General features: G+C 39.8%; 13 protein-coding genes and 2 pseudogenes. 14 read left to right on the top strand and 1 reads right to left on the bottom strand.

The annotated features are described in order from the left end of the window. A partial coding sequence (locus O3643_RS07960) for a G5 domain-containing protein (RefSeq protein ID WP_371501037.1) occupies positions 1 to 1,903 on the top strand: 1,903 nt, incomplete at its 5' end. 113 nt (positions 1,904 to 2,016) lie between these two features. On the opposite strand, the gene O3643_RS07955 is transcribed toward O3643_RS07960, so the two are convergent. After that, positions 2,017 to 2,868, bottom strand: a complete 852-nt coding sequence (locus tag O3643_RS07955; RefSeq protein WP_371501035.1) for a MurR/RpiR family transcriptional regulator — start codon at positions 2,866 to 2,868, stop codon at positions 2,017 to 2,019. A gap of 192 nt (positions 2,869 to 3,060) precedes the next feature. Here O3643_RS07955 and pbp2b point away from each other — a divergent pair, with 192 nt between their 5' ends. From pbp2b to O3643_RS07890, 13 genes and pseudogenes are all read left to right on the top strand, one after another. Continuing rightward, positions 3,061 to 5,103, top strand: coding sequence for a penicillin-binding protein PBP2B (gene pbp2b / locus O3643_RS07950; protein ID WP_371501033.1), 2,043 nt, complete (start codon positions 3,061 to 3,063; stop codon positions 5,101 to 5,103). Between the two features lie 10 nt (positions 5,104 to 5,113). Next, complete coding sequence (recR, locus tag O3643_RS07945; protein ID WP_000966747.1) at positions 5,114 to 5,710, top strand: recombination mediator RecR; 597 nt, start codon at positions 5,114 to 5,116, stop codon at positions 5,708 to 5,710. A gap of 165 nt (positions 5,711 to 5,875) precedes the next feature. Continuing rightward, the gene (locus O3643_RS07940) at positions 5,876 to 6,919 is read left to right on the top strand and encodes a D-alanine--D-alanine ligase (RefSeq protein ID WP_371501031.1); all 1,044 of its coding nucleotides are present in this window, start codon (positions 5,876 to 5,878) and stop codon (positions 6,917 to 6,919) included. Between the two features lie 53 nt (positions 6,920 to 6,972). After that, the gene (murF, locus tag O3643_RS07935) at positions 6,973 to 8,346 is read left to right on the top strand and encodes a UDP-N-acetylmuramoyl-tripeptide--D-alanyl-D-alanine ligase (protein WP_371501029.1); all 1,374 of its coding nucleotides are present in this window, start codon (positions 6,973 to 6,975) and stop codon (positions 8,344 to 8,346) included. Continuing rightward, positions 8,333 to 8,944 (top strand): NUDIX hydrolase N-terminal domain-containing protein, encoded by a 612-nt coding sequence (locus O3643_RS07930; protein WP_006152991.1) that lies wholly within the window; start codon positions 8,333 to 8,335, stop codon positions 8,942 to 8,944. Before murF ends, O3643_RS07930 begins: the two co-directional genes overlap by 14 nt. A gap of 120 nt (positions 8,945 to 9,064) precedes the next feature. Further along, on the top strand, positions 9,065 to 9,772 hold the full coding sequence (locus tag O3643_RS07925) for a TIGR02206 family membrane protein (protein WP_371501026.1): 708 nt from the start codon (positions 9,065 to 9,067) through the stop codon (positions 9,770 to 9,772). A gap of 158 nt (positions 9,773 to 9,930) precedes the next feature. After that, positions 9,931 to 10,377: a 50S ribosomal protein L13 gene (gene rplM / locus O3643_RS07920; RefSeq protein ID WP_002876943.1), complete on the top strand. Its 447-nt coding sequence runs from the start codon at positions 9,931 to 9,933 to the stop codon at positions 10,375 to 10,377. Positions 10,378 to 10,395: 18 nt separating this feature from the next. Then, entirely contained in the window at positions 10,396 to 10,788 is a 393-nt protein-coding gene (gene rpsI, locus O3643_RS07915; protein WP_000075969.1) for a 30S ribosomal protein S9, read from the top strand. 482 nt (positions 10,789 to 11,270) lie between these two features. Next, complete coding sequence (locus tag O3643_RS07910) at positions 11,271 to 11,639, top strand: metalloregulator ArsR/SmtB family transcription factor (protein WP_002926021.1); 369 nt, start codon at positions 11,271 to 11,273, stop codon at positions 11,637 to 11,639. Continuing rightward, on the top strand, positions 11,632 to 13,761 hold the full coding sequence (locus O3643_RS07905; RefSeq protein ID WP_002926019.1) for a heavy metal translocating P-type ATPase: 2,130 nt from the start codon (positions 11,632 to 11,634) through the stop codon (positions 13,759 to 13,761). The genes O3643_RS07910 and O3643_RS07905 overlap by 8 nt, the downstream gene beginning before the upstream one ends. 88 nt (positions 13,762 to 13,849) lie before the next feature. Next, positions 13,850 to 14,322 (top strand): annotated as a pseudogene (locus O3643_RS07900) (hypothetical protein); the annotation flags it as partial. Between the two features lie 151 nt (positions 14,323 to 14,473). After that, positions 14,474 to 14,676: pseudogene (locus tag O3643_RS07895) on the top strand (CopY/TcrY family copper transport repressor); the annotation flags it as partial. Positions 14,677 to 14,689: 13 nt separating this feature from the next. Further along, positions 14,690 to 16,756, top strand: coding sequence for a heavy metal translocating P-type ATPase (locus O3643_RS07890; RefSeq protein WP_371501023.1), 2,067 nt, complete (start codon positions 14,690 to 14,692; stop codon positions 16,754 to 16,756). Positions 16,757 to 16,827: the final 71 nt, after the last annotated feature.

The raw sequence follows: 16,827 nt of genomic DNA, 5'->3' as shown, positions 1-16,827 counted from the left end.
TAAGGCCTTGCAAGCAGCTTTGGCATCTATCAATCAGCTTCAAGCGACTCCAAAAGAGGAGCCAGCTCCGGAAGAACCAGCACAGCCAGAGGAACCATCAAAACCAGAAGAGTCTAAAGTTGATTACCAGAAGGCGATTGCAGATTTGACTGAAGCTATCGAGAAGAAAGCAACAGAACTTGCCGATGATGTAGCTGCTCAGGAAAAACTCGTTGAACTTGGAGAACAAGCTCTTGCGGCTATCCAAGAAGCTAAGACTCAGGATGCAGTTGAAAAAGCCTTGCAAGACGCGTTGGTAACCATCAATAAGCTTCAAGTAACTCCAAAAGAGGAGCCAGCTCCAGAAGAACCATCAAAACCAGAGGAGCCAGCAAAACCAGAGGAGCCAAGCAAGCCAGAAGAACCAGCAAAACCAGAAGAACCAAGCAAACCAGAAGAGCCTAAGCTTGACTACGATAAAGCTATGGCAAGCTTGTCCGAAGCCATTAAAAGTAAGACAGCTGAGTTGGGTGATGACAAGGAAGCTAAGAAGAAACTAGTTGAACTAGCAGAACAAGCCTTAGCTGCTATTGAAGAAGCCAAAACTCAGGATGCAGTAGATAAGGCCTTGCAAGACGCTTTGACATCTATCAACAATCTTCAGGCGACACCAAAAGAGGAACCAGCTCCAGAAGAGCCAAGTAAGCCAGAGGAGCCAAGCAAACCAGAGGAGCCAAGCAAACCAGAAGAGCCTGCAAGACCAGAGGAGCCAAGTAAGCCAGAAGAGCCTGCGAGACCAGAGGAGCCAAGTAAGCCAGAAAAGGAAGTGAAACATTCAAATCTTCCAACTGAAGGTGTTAAAGAATTGAGTGTAACTCAACCAAGCCTTGAAGTAACGACAGAAGCAATTGCCTTCAATACGATTCGTCGTGAAAATTCTCTCTTAGCTAAAGGTAAGGAACAAGTCGTTTCTGAAGGAAAAGACGGACAAGTAACGACCTATGTAGAAGTTGACGGCAGCGATCGTAAGGTTATTAAGGTTGAACGTGAGGAAGCTCAAGACCGCATCGTTGAAGTAGGTACTCAAGAAGGAACTGCTATGCCGACAGAAGGCGTTATGAATCTGGACTTTAACCTACCAAATCTAAAAGTAGAGAAAGAACCAATCGCCTTCAAAACTGTTCGCCGTGAGAATGCTGATTTAGCTAAAGGTAAGGAACAAGTTGTTTCTGAAGGAAAAGACGGACAAGTAACGATTTATGTAGAAGTCGATGGTGACAACCGTAAGGTTCTTAAGGTTGAACGTGAGGAAGCCCAAGATCGCATCGTCGAAGTTGGAACTAAGGAAGAGAGTCCATCAACTGATAGCACATTGAAGGTCTTGAAAGATTCATCAACAAACTTGAAACTGATTGCTCGAGAAGGGGACCTCAATGGTGGTTCTGTTCTAGAGGTCGATAAGGTTGCTGATCAGGTCTTGGAAGGTCGCCGTTTCGATGCTTATCAAATTCAATTGAAGAATGAGAAAGGCGAACTTGTTCAATTGAAAGGTGCAGCCCTTGTTCAAGTTGCTGTGGCGTCTGATGTAGCCAATGTCTATGCTATGAATGCAAATCGAGAATTGCAGGAAGTGAAGTTTGAACAGAAAGGTTCAGCACTTGAATTTGTAGCTCCACACCTAGGTGTCTATGCGGTAGTGTACAAGGATGCAACTCAACCAAGTGCACCAACAAATGCAGAAACTCCTGCAACACAACCTATGGGAGAAGATAAGCCATTAGCAGAGGCTAAAGGAACTGTAGCAGATTCTACAAGCAAACAGTTGCCGGCAACAGGAGAAGAAGTAAGTTCAGCTCTCTTGCCTGCTCTCACTCTAGTTTCAGGAATGATGCTATTATTCTTCAAAAAAGAGATGAAGGATTAGCAGAGACTAAATCAAAGAAAGTGTTTTAAAACACTAAAAAAGGGAGTCCACTACGGGACTCCCTTTTGTTGATAAAGTTATTCCAAACAGAAAACCCTGAATGGTTTTCAATTTCAGGGTTTTCTATTTCTTGTGTTTCTGCGATAACCATTCAGTCTATTATTCTCCCAATAGCTATTAAAGATTTTTTCTTTACTTTCGCGATCGATCTCTAGGAAATAAGCGTAGAGTAAATCAATGATAATCAGCATTGGAATCTGAGCAGAAATTCGTTGAATATAAGATGCTTGGTTTTGGCTTGCGACCAAAATAGTTTCTGTAAATGCTTGAGTATCCTTATTCGGTGAACTTGTAAATAGAACTGTCTTAGCTCCCATATCCTGGGCATCTAATAAACTATCGATGATGGACGGTGTTGTTCCTGAGAGTGAAAAACCAAAGACCAAACATTTTTCATCAATGATACTAGTTGTCCAGGCAAAACCATCTGGATCTGTTAAGGCTTCACAGACGACACCCAATCTCATAAAACGTAACTTCATCTCACGTGCGACTAAGCCAGAACTCCCAGTTCCGAAAAAATACACACGTTCTGATTGCTCAATCATCTGAGCTACACGTTCCAACTGTTCATCGTCAATCAATCCTTGAGAAATTTCTCGCACATTTGCATAACTTCTGAGAACTCGTTGAGTCAAAGGATTCATATCCTGTTGAGGAGCAGAAAGAGTGTCTTTTTGTTGTTGATATTTGAAGATGAATTCTCGATAGCCCTTAAAACCACACTTCTTGGCAAAACGAGTGAGCGCCGCCTGGGAAATATGAAGTTTTTGCGTGACTTGTTGAGAGGATAAATCATCATTTATGGTGTCTGCCTGCAGAAAATAGCGGGCAATTTCTTGCTCTAAATCGGTCATTTCTTCAAAGTGAAGGTCGATAATCGTAGAGATATCTTGCTTATTCATGGAACTCCTTTTATAGCTATTTGCCAAAATTACTTTGACAAATCTAACAAATAAAATAGCGCTTACCTCCATTATATCATAGAAAATACTTTTTGGACCAAAAAGGAAAAGTCTTTTCTTTTTCCATAATTTTCTACCTAAATTATGGTACAATGAAGAGTGTGATTTTGATTAGAAATGAGATTGATGTGTATGAGAAAATTCAATAGCCACTCGATACCGATACGGCTTAATCTGTTGTTCGCAATCGTTATCTTGCTCTTTTTAGCAATTATTGGTCGTTTGCTTTATATGCAAGTTCTTCATAAGGATTTTTATGAAAACAAACTCGCTTCTGCTAGCCAAACTCGAGTAACCATGGGTTCTGCTCGTGGAGAAATTTATGACGCAACAGGAAAACCTTTAGTCCAAAACACCGTTAAGCAAGTTGTTTCCTTTACACGAAGCAACAAGATGACTGCGGCTGATTTGAAGGATATTTCTAAAAAATTATTGACCTATGTCACAGTCACCTCTCCAGAGTTGACGGACCGTCAAATGGCTGATTACTACTTGGCTGATGCTGAAGTTTATAAGAAGACAGTTGAAGCTCTTCCAAAAGATAAACGATATGATTCAGATGGCAATCAACTTTCCGAATCTGAAATCTATAACAACGCTGCTGAGAGTATTACTTCCAGTCAATTAAACTACTCAGAGGATGAAAAGAAGGCAATCTATATCTTTAGTCAGCTCAATGCAGTAGAAAATTTTGCGACAGGAAATATTCAAACGGATCCTTTGAGCGATACACAGGTAGCTGTGATTGCTTCTGCATCTAAGGAATTGCCAGGTATTTCCATCTCTACTTCATGGGACCGAAAAGTCTTAGAAACTTCTCTTTCATCTATAGTTGGAAGTGTTTCTAGTGAAAAATCTGGTCTTCCTGCAGAAGAAGTGGACGCTTATTTGAAAAAAGGTTACTCACTCAATGACCGTGTTGGGACTTCCTATCTTGAAAAGCAATACGAAGAAGTCTTGCAAGGGAAACGAACCGTCAAGGAAATCCATTTGGACAAGCACGGAGACATGGAGAGTGTAGAAAATATCGAAGAAGGTAGCAAGGGTAAAAATATCAAATTAACCATTGATTTGGCCTTCCAAGATAGCGTAGACAACCTCTTAAAGAACTATTTCAACTCAGAACTTGCAAATGGTGGAGCTAGATATTCAGAAGGTGTCTATGCAGTAGCCCTCAATCCTAAGACAGGTGCTGTATTAGCCATGTCAGGGATGAAGCACAATGTAGAGACTGGAGAACTGACCACGGACTCACTCGGAACTGTCACCAATGTCTTTGTTCCAGGATCTGTCGTTAAGGCAGCCACCATTAGTTCAGGTTGGGAAAATGGGGTCTTGTCAGGAAATCAAACCTTGACAGATCAACCAATCGTCTTCCAAGGTTCTGCGCCTATCAATTCCTGGTATACCCCTTATTATGGTTCTTTCCCGATTACAGCCGTTGAGGCCTTGGAATACTCATCTAATACTTACATGGTCCAAACTGCTCTCGGGATTATGGGACAAACTTATCAGCCAAATATGACAGTAGGAACCAACAATCTTGAATCTGCCATGGGAAAACTTCGCTCAACCTTTGGTGAATATGGTTTAGGAGTTTCTACAGGAATTGACCTACCAGATGAGTCAACAGGCTTTATCCCTAAAGACTATGATTTGGCCAACTATCTAAATAATGCCTTTGGGCAGTTTGATAACTACACACCGATGCAGTTAGCTCAGTATGTAGCAACGATTGCCAATAATGGTGTCCGCTTAGCTCCTCATATCGTGGAAGGAGTCTACGACAACAATGAACAAGGTGGTTTGGGAGAACTCATTAAGCAAACGGACAGCACAGAAATGAATAAGATTAATATTTCTGAGTCTGACATGTCTATCTTGCAACAAGGGTTTTATCAAGTGTCTCACGGGACAAGTGCTCTCACGACAGGTCGCGCCTTTTCAAATGGGGCAGCAGTCTCTATCAGTGGGAAAACCGGTACAGCCGAAAGTTACGTCAATGGTGGCCAAAAAGCCAACAATACCAACGCCGTAGCCTATGCGCCAACCGATAATCCGCAGATTGCAGTCGCAGTTGTTTTCCCGCATAATACGAATCTAACTAATGGTGTCGGACCTTCGATTGCTCGCGACATTATCAATCTATACAACCAACACCATCCAATGAACTAGAAAGGAAGCCATGCTTTACCCAACACCTATAGCAAAGCTGATTGACAGTTATTCTAAACTTCCAGGTATCGGGATTAAGACAGCAACCCGACTGGCCTTTTATACTATTGGGATGTCGGATGATGACGTCAATGAATTTGCAAAAAATCTTCTTGCAGCCAAGCGAGAATTGACCTATTGCTCTATTTGTGGACGCTTGACAGATGATGATCCTTGTTCTATCTGTACCGATCCTAGCCGTGACCAGTCTACGATTCTGGTTCTGGAGGATAGCCGAGATGTTGCTGCTATGGAAAACATCCAGGAATACCACGGACTTTACCATGTTTTACACGGTTTGATTTCCCCTATGAATGGGATTAGTCCCGATGATATCAATCTCAAAAGTCTCATGACTCGCCTCATGGATAGCGAAGTTTCAGAGGTTATCGTGGCCACTAATGCAACAGCAGATGGTGAGGCGACCTCCATGTATATCTCTCGACTTCTTAAACCTGCAGGGATTAAGGTCACTCGTCTAGCACGAGGTCTAGCAGTCGGAGCTGATATCGAATATGCGGACGAAGTAACGCTCCTAAGAGCCATTGAAAATCGTACCGAACTTTAGTCTGTAAGGATATAGAACGGGTAATTAGTTAGCAGATAAGACTTTAAGAAATCAAGAGACTGGATTTATTTTTAATCCAGTCTCTTTTGTGCTATTCAAGTTTAAAAAAATAAACAAATGTGATATACTAAAAAGCGAGTATTCTAGTAGAAATAGGACAATCATATGAAACAAACAATTATTCTATTATATGGTGGACGCAGTGCAGAGCGTGAAGTGTCTGTATTGTCAGCTGAGAGTGTCATGCGTGCGGTTAACTATGACCGTTTTAAAGTCAAAACTTTCTTTATCAGCCAGTCTGGTGATTTCATCAAAACCCAAGAATTTACCCAAACTCCTGGCCAAGATGAACGTCTCATGACCAATGAAACGATTGATTGGGACAAGAAAATTGCTCCAAGTACCATCTACGAAGAAGGCGCAGTTGTTTTTCCAGTTCTTCATGGACCTATGGGAGAAGATGGTTCCGTTCAAGGTTTCCTAGAAGTCTTGAAAATGCCTTATGTCGGTTGCAACATCTTGTCTTCAAGCCTTGCTATGGACAAAATCACGACTAAACGTGTCTTAGAATCTGCTGGGATTGCCCAAGTCCCTTACGTAGCCATTGTTGAAGGGGATGACTTGGCCTCTAAGATTGCAGAAGTTGAAGAAAAATTAAGGTATCCAGTCTTTACCAAACCATCTAATATGGGTTCTAGTGTTGGTATTTCTAAGTCTGAAAATAAAGAGGAACTCCATCAAGCTCTCGAACTCGCCTTTAAATATGATAGCCGCGTCTTGGTAGAGCAAGGCGTCAATGCGCGTGAAATCGAAGTTGGACTTTTAGGAAACTATGATGTCAAGAGCACTATACCTGGTGAAGTTGTCAAGGACGTAGCCTTCTATGACTACGAAGCAAAATACATCGATAACAAGATTACTATGGATATTCCAGCCAAGATTAGTGATGATGTAGTAGCAGTCATGCGTAAAAATGCAGAAGCTGCCTTCCGTGCTATTGGCGGGCTTGGTCTCTCACGTTGTGATTTCTTCTATACAGATAAGGGAGAAGTTTTCCTAAATGAGCTCAACACCATGCCAGGGTTTACCCAGTGGTCTATGTATCCATTGCTCTGGGACAATATGGGGATTAGCTATCCAGAACTAATCGAGCGATTGGTTGAGCTTGCTAAAGAAAGCTTTAACAAGCGTGAAGCGCACCTATTGTAAAGATAGCTATAAGGGCGGGGCAAGACTCCCTGCCCCTTTTTAAAGGAGTAAACATGAAACTTACGATTCACGAAGTTGCGCGTGTTGTTGGTGCAAAAAATGATGTGACAAGCTATGCGGACAGCCCACTAGTCAAGGCAGAGTTTGATAGCCGTTTGATTGGACCTGGTGATCTATTTGTGCCACTCAAGGGGGCGCGTGATGGTCATGACTTTATCGAGACGGCTTTTGAAAACGGCGCTGCTGTAACCCTGTCAGAGAAGGAAGTAGCAGATCATCCTTACATTTTAGTAGAGGATGTTTTGACAGCCTTTCAAGCTCTTGCAGCTTATTACCTTCAAAAGACAGGAGTAGATGTCTTTGCTGTTACAGGTTCGAATGGTAAGACAACGACTAAGGACATGCTGGCGCATTTACTTGCTACGACTTTTAAAACGTATAAAACTCAAGGAAATTACAATAACGAGATTGGACTACCTTATACAGTTCTTCATATGCCGGATGACACTGAGAAATTGGTCTTGGAGATGGGGCAGGATCACTTGGGAGATATTCATCTCTTGTCTGAATTAGCTCGTCCAAAGATAGCTATTGTGACTCTGGTCGGAGAGGCTCATTTGGCCTTCTTCAAGGATCGTTCTGAGATTGCCAAAGGTAAATTACAGATTGCTGATGGTATGGAGAAAGATAGCTTGCTCTTGGCGCCAGCTGATCCAATTGTAGAGGATTATCTACCTGCTGACCAAAAAGTAGTTCGTTTTGGTCCGGGTGCAGAACTCGAAATTACAGACTTAATTGAGCGCAAGGATAGCTTGAGTTTTAAGGCTAATTTCTTGGAGAAATCCCTTGATTTACCAGTAACAGGTAAGTACAATGCGACTAATGCTATGATTGCTTCTTATGTTGCCCTGCAAGAAGGAGTGACTGAGGAGCAGATTGCTCAAGCCTTCCAGGATCTAGAATTGACCCGCAATCGTACCGAGTGGAAAAAAGCTGCCAATGGTGCGGATATCTTATCAGATGTTTACAATGCCAATCCAACTGCTATGAAGTTGATTTTAGAAACTTTCTCTGCTATCCCAGCTAATGAAGGTGGCAAGAAAATTGCAGTTCTGGCGGACATGAAAGAACTTGGAGACCAGTCTGTTCAACTCCACAATCAAATGATTTTGAGCATTACACCCGATGCCCTTGATACCGTTATTTTCTACGGTGAAGACATTGCTGAATTGGCTCAATTAGCCAGTCAAATGTTCCCCATCGGCCATGTTTACTACTTCAAGAAAACAGCTGAGGAAGACCAATTTGAAGCCATGGTTAAGCAGGTCAAGGAAAGTCTTGGTGCAAATGACCAAATTCTACTTAAAGGTTCCAACTCTATGAATCTAGCCAAGCTAGTAGAAAGTCTAGAAAATGAGCACAACTGATTTCGCCAAAGCTATGCAGAGAATGTTAGCGATTACCGATACTGGGTTGACCTATACAAAGGATCCATTTGATCGTGAACGTTATGAGGATTTACGTCAGATTTTATGGAGTGTTTTGCAGGATCAAACAGAGCTCAATCAAGAGGAATTGACTGCAATTTTAAAACCAACAGGTAGCTATGCAACTCCCTTGATGGATGTGCGGGCTTGGATTGTTCAAGACCAGAAGATTTGTTTGGTTAGGGGACAAGGAGAAGATACTTGGGCATTACCTGGTGGCTTTGGTGAAGTAGGCTATTCGCCTAAGGAAAATATCCAAAAAGAAGTTCAGGAAGAAACAGGCTTTTCTGTAGAGGTAGGTTCTTTATTGGCAATTTTTGATACCAACCGCTTTCAACTTCAGAACAAGCAGTATGTAAAGTTCGTCTTTGACTGTCAGTTATTAGATGGACGCTTTCAGGAAAATCAAGAAGTTGCTGAATTAGGATTTTTTGACATTTCGGCTCTCCCTCCCTTATCTGAAAAAAGAATAACCAAGGAACAAATGGATATTCTATGGCAGGTTTATCAGGGTGAGCGGGAACAATATGTCGATTAGAAGTTTTACTTTATATTAAGATTGACAGTTTTTTTTACACAAAATTATAAGAAATAAATGTAAGCTAGGCTCTATAGAGATGAGTAGGAGGCCTGCTTATATGAAAATGAGGAAAATTATATGAATGTTTGGGATGCTTTATTTACCACCCATCCGACGGAGCCACCCCAATTTGGATTTACTTGGTACGCAAGCACATTTGCCTTACTGTTTTTGACAATTTATCTTGCTTATCGCTATCGTGATAGTAAGGTTTGTCAACGATTCTTCCAGATTATACAGGCAATACAGTTAATCTCGCTTTACAGCTGGTATTGGATCAATCAATTCCCGCTGTCAGAAAGCTTGCCTTTTTATCATTGCCGATTAGCCATGTTTGTAGTTCTCTTGCTTCCAGGTGTTTCAAAAACCAAACAATATTTTGCTTTGCTTGGAACCTTCGGGACGATTGCAGCCTTTGTTTATCCAATCCCCGACGCGTACTCTTTCCCGCACATTGTAATTCTGTCCTTTATTTTCGGACATCTAGCCCTTCTTGGAAATTCCTTGATTTATCTTTTAAACAACTACAATGCTCGTCTCTTGGATTTCAAAGGTATTCTTATACTGACCTCTTTACTCAATGGTTTGATTTTTATAGTCAATTTATTGACGGGTGGAGATTACGGTTTTATGACAAAACCACCATTGGTGGGAGACCATGGTCTTGTGGTTAATTACATCATTGTCACTCTATTTTTGACTTGTGCTATTTTCCTCTTCTCTAAAGGTTTTCAAGTCATCACTCAGGAGAAGGCAGAAAGAAGATTGAAAATCTGGCAGAAATAAAAAATATTTTCCCAACCGCTTGACTTTTATCTGAGAATTTTGATACAATAGTAGGCGGTATTGTTTACCCCATTTGTAAGGCCCCGGAACCTTTCAAATACCCTGCGGACCGGAACATCCGCCCTGTAAACAAAAACGACATTCATATAGGAGAAATCATGAACAAAACTACATTCATGGCTAAACCAGGCCAAGTAGAACGCAAATGGTACGTTGTTGACGCAACTGATGTACCTCTTGGACGCCTTTCAGCAGTTGTTGCTAGCGTACTTCGCGGAAAAAACAAACCAACATTCACACCACACACTGATACAGGTGACTTCGTAATCGTTATCAATGCTGAAAAAGTTAAATTGACTGGTAAAAAAGCAACTGATAAGATCTACTACACTCACTCAAACCACCCAGGTGGATTGAAATCAATCTCTGCTGGTGAACTTCGTTCTAAAAATGCAGTTCGTTTGATCGAGAAATCAGTTAAAGGTATGCTTCCACACAATACTCTTGGCCGCGCTCAAGGTATGAAATTGAAAGTATTCGTTGGAGCTGAGCACACTCACGCTGCACAACAACCAGAAGTTCTTGATATTTCAGGACTTATCTAAGGAAAGGAACAATAAAGTATGTCACAAGCACAATATGCAGGTACTGGACGTCGTAAAAACGCTGTTGCACGCGTTCGCCTTGTTCCAGGAACTGGTAAAATCACTGTTAACAAAAAAGATGTTGAAGAGTACATCCCACACGCTGACCTTCGTCTTGTAATCAACCAACCATTCGCAGTTACTTCAACTGTAGGTTCATACGACGTTTTCGTTAACGTTGTAGGTGGTGGTTACGCTGGTCAAGCAGGAGCTATCCGTCACGGTATCGCTCGTGCCCTTCTTCAAGTAGACCCAGACTTCCGCGATTCATTGAAACGCGCAGGACTTCTTACACGTGACTCACGTAAAGTTGAGCGTAAGAAACCAGGCTTGAAAAAAGCTCGTAAAGCTTCACAATTTAGTAAACGTTAATTCGAGAGAATTACTATACTTACAAAGAGCACCTTTCGGGGTGTTCTTTTTTATGCTTCCATACTAAATTGGTGCAATTGACACAGTTGTTGCGACTTTAGTCGCTTACAAATGTGGCTGCAACCTGACAAGTCAGTTGCCTCAAAACGTTAATCAATACGATACTATCAACGTTTACAGACATTCAAGAATTTTCTCTTGGATGTCTTTTTTGTATAAAAAATAGTTGTTTTTCGGAAAGTTAGCTATTAATATTTATCAATGATAAAAATAGCATGTTTTAAGGGACTGACCCCAAAAAGTGAGAATTTAATAAAAAGACACCTCCATGTGCATTTGATTATATTGTGTCAAATCCAACTTGGAGGTGTTTTTATTTAGTTCTCATTTACGGGGGTCAGTGCCAAAAAACACTTGACTTAATTAATGAAAAGGGTTATACTATGTTCAAGCAAATACTTGAATGATATTGAGGTGAGAATATGATTAACAAAGATACTTGTGAAATTTATTGTTATGACGAAGAAAAGGTCAATCGAATACAAGGGAATTTACAGACAGTAGATATTTCTAGTGTTGCCCAAATGTTAACAGCTATTGCAGATAAAAATAGAGCAAAAATTACCTATGCATTGTGTCAAGATGACGAACTGTGTGTGTGTGATATTGCAAATATTATAGGTGTTACGGTTGCAAATGCCTCTCATCACCTACGAACGCTCCATAAGCAAGGGATTGTTAAGTTTCGAAAAGAGGGAAAACTTGCATTTTATTCATTAGATGATGAGCATATCAGACAAATTATGATGATTGCATTGGCACTTAAGAAAGAAGTGAAGATCAATGTCTAGTGGGAAAGCAAAACAGTTCGAAGAAGAAATGAAAGCCTATCGTGTTCAAGGATTTACTTGTACGAACTGTGCAGCCATTTTTGAAAATAATGTTAAAGAACTTCCCGGTGTTCAGGATGCGAAAGTAAATTTCGGAGCATCTAAAGTTTATGTTAAAGGGACGACAACCATTGAAGAATTAGAAAAAGCAGGAGCATTTGAAAATTTAAAAATTCGAGATGAAAAAGAACAAAGGGTAGAAGGAGAACCTTTTTGGAAGCAGAAAGAAAACATTAAGGTATATATATCAGCTCTTTTACTTGTAGTTAGCTGGTTCTTAGGAGAGCAGTATGGTGAAGAGCATGTTCTACCGACAATTGGTTATGCAGCGTCCATTTTAATCGGTGGATATTCGTTATTTATTAAAGGTCTCAAAAATTTAAGCAGATTAAATTTCGATATGAATACGCTTATGACTATTGCCATTATAGGAGCTGCAATTATTGGTGAATGGGGTGAAGGGGCAACCGTTGTTATCCTATTTGCGATTAGTGAAGCATTAGAGCGTTATTCAATGGATAAAGCACGTCAATCTATTGAATCTTTAATGGATATTGCCCCAAAAGAAGCGTTAATTCGACGAGGCAATGAAGAAATGATGATTCATGTTGATGAGATTCAAGTTGGAGACATCATGATAGTTAAGCCCGGTCAAAAGTTAGCAATGGATGGAATAGTGGTTAAAGGTACATCGACATTAAATCAGGCTGCGATTACAGGTGAAAGTGTTCCAGTAACGAAAATCACAAATGATGAAGTATTTGCAGGAACCTTGAATGAAGAAGGGTTACTTGAGGTTAAAGTAACAAAACGAGTTGAAGATACCACTCTTTCAAAAATCATTCACTTGGTAGAAGAAGCCCAAGCAGAACGGGCCCCCTCTCAAGCGTTTGTCGAGAAATTTGCAAAATACTATACACCAGCTATTGTCATACTAGCTCTTTTAATTGCAGTAGTTCCACCATTATTTGGCGGAGACTGGAGCCAATGGATTTATCAAGGATTAGCTGTATTAGTGGTTGGTTGTCCTTGTGCCTTAGTAGTCTCAACTCCAGTTGCTGTGGTTACAGCAATAGGAAATGCAGCGAAAAATGGTGTATTAATTAAAGGTGGTATCCATTTAGAAGCAGCAGGACACTTAAAAGCGATAGCCTTTGATAAAACAGGAACATTAACCAAAGGGATTCCAGCTGTAACAGACATTGTGACATATGGTAGAAATGAAAATGAATTAATAACCATAACATCAGCCATTGAAAAAGGATCGCAGCACCCTCTTGCTTCAGCGATTATGCGAAAAGCAGAAGAAAATGGATTAAAATTCAATGAAGTAACAGTAGAGGATTTTCAATCCATTACAGGTAAAGGCGTTAAAGCCAAAATAAATAATGAAATGTATTATGTGGGAAGTCAAAATCTTTTTGAGGAATTACACGGAAGCATTTCAAGCGATAAAAAAGAAAAAATTGCCGATATGCAAACTCAAGGTAAAACGGTGATGGTGTTAGGAACAGAAAAAGAAATTCTTTCGTTTATTGCCGTAGCCGATGAAATGAGGGAATCGTCTAAAGAAGTTATCGGCAAGTTGAACAATATGGGAATCGAAACAGTGATGCTAACAGGCGATAACCAAAGAACGGCAACAGCCATCGGAAAACAAGTTGGTGTTTCGGATATTAAAGCTGACTTACTTCCAGAAGATAAGCTTAATTTTATTAAAGAACTTCGAGAAAAACATCAAAGTGTGGGGATGGTCGGAGATGGCGTGAATGATGCTCCAGCCCTTGCGGCATCTACCGTTGGTGTAGCAATGGGTGGTGCTGGAACTGATACAGCTTTAGAAACGGCTGACATCGCCTTAATGTCTGATGATTTGAGTAAATTGCCATATACAATAAAATTAAGTCGTAAGGCTTTAGCAATCATCAAGCAAAACATTACCTTCTCTTTGGCGATTAAATTAGTGGCATTACTTTTGGTCATGCCCGGTTGGTTAACACTTTGGATAGCGATATTTGCTGATATGGGAGCAACTTTACTTGTAACATTAAACAGTTTACGCTTATTGAAAATCAAAGAATAGGTTCTAAAATGGTTGTACTGACCCCAAAAAGTTAGACAGAAAATCTAACTTTTTGGGTGTTTTTATTTAATTCTCATTTACGGGGGTCAGTGCCAAAGGTTATGAAGTTTGGGCAAGGAAACATAATATCAAAACAATGGCAGATTCAATAATTAAATTAAGAGAACAAGGCATTAATTCCATTACCCAGCTCGATGATCTAATCAAAAAATCTGCTGATGATAGACAAGATTTGTTAGATAAAATAAAGAACATTGAAACTAAAATGAAGAGTTTATCTCAAGATATGGAAAATATAAATACTATAAATAAGTATCGTGAAATCTATAAATACCACAAGAAAAATCTTGAAGATAAACAATTTGCAGAGGAGTATTATAGCGAACTTCCCGTATATAAAATTGCCGCTAAAGAAATTTTAGAAAACTATAAAAAGCTACCAAAAACAAAAGAAATACTATCAAACTTCGATAAATTGCAAGAAAAAAAGAACAATTTTCTGACCTTGTTCAGTATAGGAAAAACTATGAAAATTATTATGAGATAGAAGGGGAGAGATAAAAAGCTATAAGCGTTCCTTACATTTGTTAAAAATACTTAACACAATTTGTTTACAATAGTAAACTTACTTCGAACATGTTTGTTCACATCTGTAGACAACTAGGGGGAAAGGAGAATGAGCACAATAGAATTTAATACTTATATCACAGATGCAGAAGATATTTTTAACCGTATTTGCAATAAGAAAGTCGGAAATGTAATAAGAAGTATCATTGACGATCATGTTTTAAGCTTCGATGATATAGAACGACTAGAAAAAATATTAGAGATGAAAAATCTTTCGCACTAGAAGAAGTGGATTGCAATTGTCCAGAAGGACAATGCGAATGTCATTTACATCATCATTTAGCATAAGGAGGAATTTAAAATGAATAATGACAACATGGATAAGTTAAAACACGAGCATGGAATCACAGATGAACATGGAGACCATAAGGATAAACATCAAGAACATCATGCTGGGCATGATCACAGTGGGCACGGAGGGCATGCCCACCATCATCACGGAAGCTTTAAGGAACTTTTCTTAAAGTCATTGCCACTAGGAATCATTATTATGCTCTTAGTCCCTTTGCATGGATTTGAACTACCATTCCAGTTTACTTTTCCATATTCTGATATTGTAGTAGCTATTTTATCTACTATATTAATTATTTATGGTGGACGTCCATTCTATCAAGGTGCAGTTGACGAATTTAAACAAAAAGAACCTGGAATGATGGCACTCGTTTCTTTAGGTTTAAGTGTTTCATATTCATACAGTATTTATGCTGTGATCATTACCTACGTAACGGGTGAACACGTGATGGACTTTTTCTTTGAATTTGCTTCATTACTATTAATCATGCTATTAGGTCACTGGATTGAGATGAAAGCTATTGGAGAAGCAGGAGACGCACAAGCAGCATTGGCTAAGTTAGTGCCGAAAGATGCTCACGTTGTATTAGAAGACGATTCAATTGAAACACGACCAGTTGCTGACTTACAGGTAGGTGATTTAATTCGTGTTCAAGCCGGAGAAAATGTGCCAGCAGACGGGATTATCGAGCGTGGCGAATCACGTTTAAATGAAGCTCTTCTAACTGGGGAGTCAAAAGCAGTAAAAAAAGGCCCTGGTGATGAAGTAATCGGGGGCTCAACAAATGGAGAAGGGGTTCTTTATATTAAAGTGCTTGAGACAGGTGATCAATCCTTTATCTCTCAAGTACAGAATTTAATCAGCCAAGCTCAAAGTCAGCCTTCCAGGGCAGAAAATATTGCGCAAAAGGTTGCAGGGTGGCTCTTCTATATTGCTGTTATTGTCGCGCTAATTGCTTTTGTAGTGTGGATGATTATTGGAGATATCCCAACGGCAGTTATATTTACTATTACTACATTAGTTATTGCTTGTCCGCACGCATTGGGTCTGGCTATTCCATTGGTAACCGCCCGTAGCACAAGCTTAGGAGCTAGCCGTGGCTTACTAGTAAAAGACCGCCAAGCCTTAGAAATAGCTCAAGATGCAGATGTGATGATTTTAGATAAAACGGGTACTTTAACAACTGGTGAATTTAAAGTATTAGATGTAAAACTTCTTAATGACAAATATACAAAAGAGGAAATCATTGCCTTATTGGCAGGTATTGAAGGAGGATCTAGCCACCCAATTGCTCAATCAATTGTAAGTTTCGCCGAGCAGCAAAATATACGTCCAGCATCTTTTGATTCGATTGATGTGATTTCCGGTTCTGGAGTAGAGGGTAAAGCAGGTGGGCACCGTTACCAATTAATCAGTCAAAAAGCCTATGGACGTAATCTTGATATGGATACTCCAAAAGGAGCAACTCTTAGTGTCTTAGTAGAAAACGATGATGCCATTGGTGCTGTAGCTTTAGGGGACGAATTAAAACCAACAAGTAAAGAGTTAATTAAAGCTCTTAAAAAGAACAATATTCGACCAATTATGGCAACAGGTGATAATGAAAAAGCGGCTCAAGGCGCGGCAGCAGATTTAGGGATTGAATATAGATCAAATCAATCTCCACAAGACAAATATGAGTTAGTTAAAACACTTAAAGATGAAGGAAAGAAAGTTATCATGGTAGGTGATGGTGTAAATGATGCTCCTTCTCTTGCCTTAGCAGATGTTGGTATAGCTATAGGTGCTGGAACTCAAGTTGCGTTGGATTCAGCTGATGTCATATTGACTCAATCCGATCCAGGAGATATTGGATCATTCATTGATTTAGCACACAAAACAACTCGTAAAATGAAACAAAACCTATTTTGGGGAGCTGGTTATAACTTTATAGCTATCCCTCTAGCTGCAGGAATTTTGGCTCCTATTGGTATCACATTAAGCCCTGCATTAGGAGCAATCCTAATGTCTGTGTCAACAGTCATCGTCGCCATTAATGCTATGTTATTACGTTTAGATCCAAAAAATAACGGTTAACAGATTGAATGATTGAAACTCCTTAAAGTATCAAGATATAATAGTTTTACAGGAGAAAAAGAGATGTAAGT

The organism is Streptococcus sp. 20925_1_44 (assembly GCF_041432435.1).
In the GTDB taxonomy this organism is placed as follows: Bacteria; Bacillota; Bacilli; order Lactobacillales; family Streptococcaceae; genus Streptococcus; species Streptococcus infantis.
Note: the sequence above shows the minus strand (reverse complement) of the source record. Positions and strands in the feature narration are given on the sequence as shown.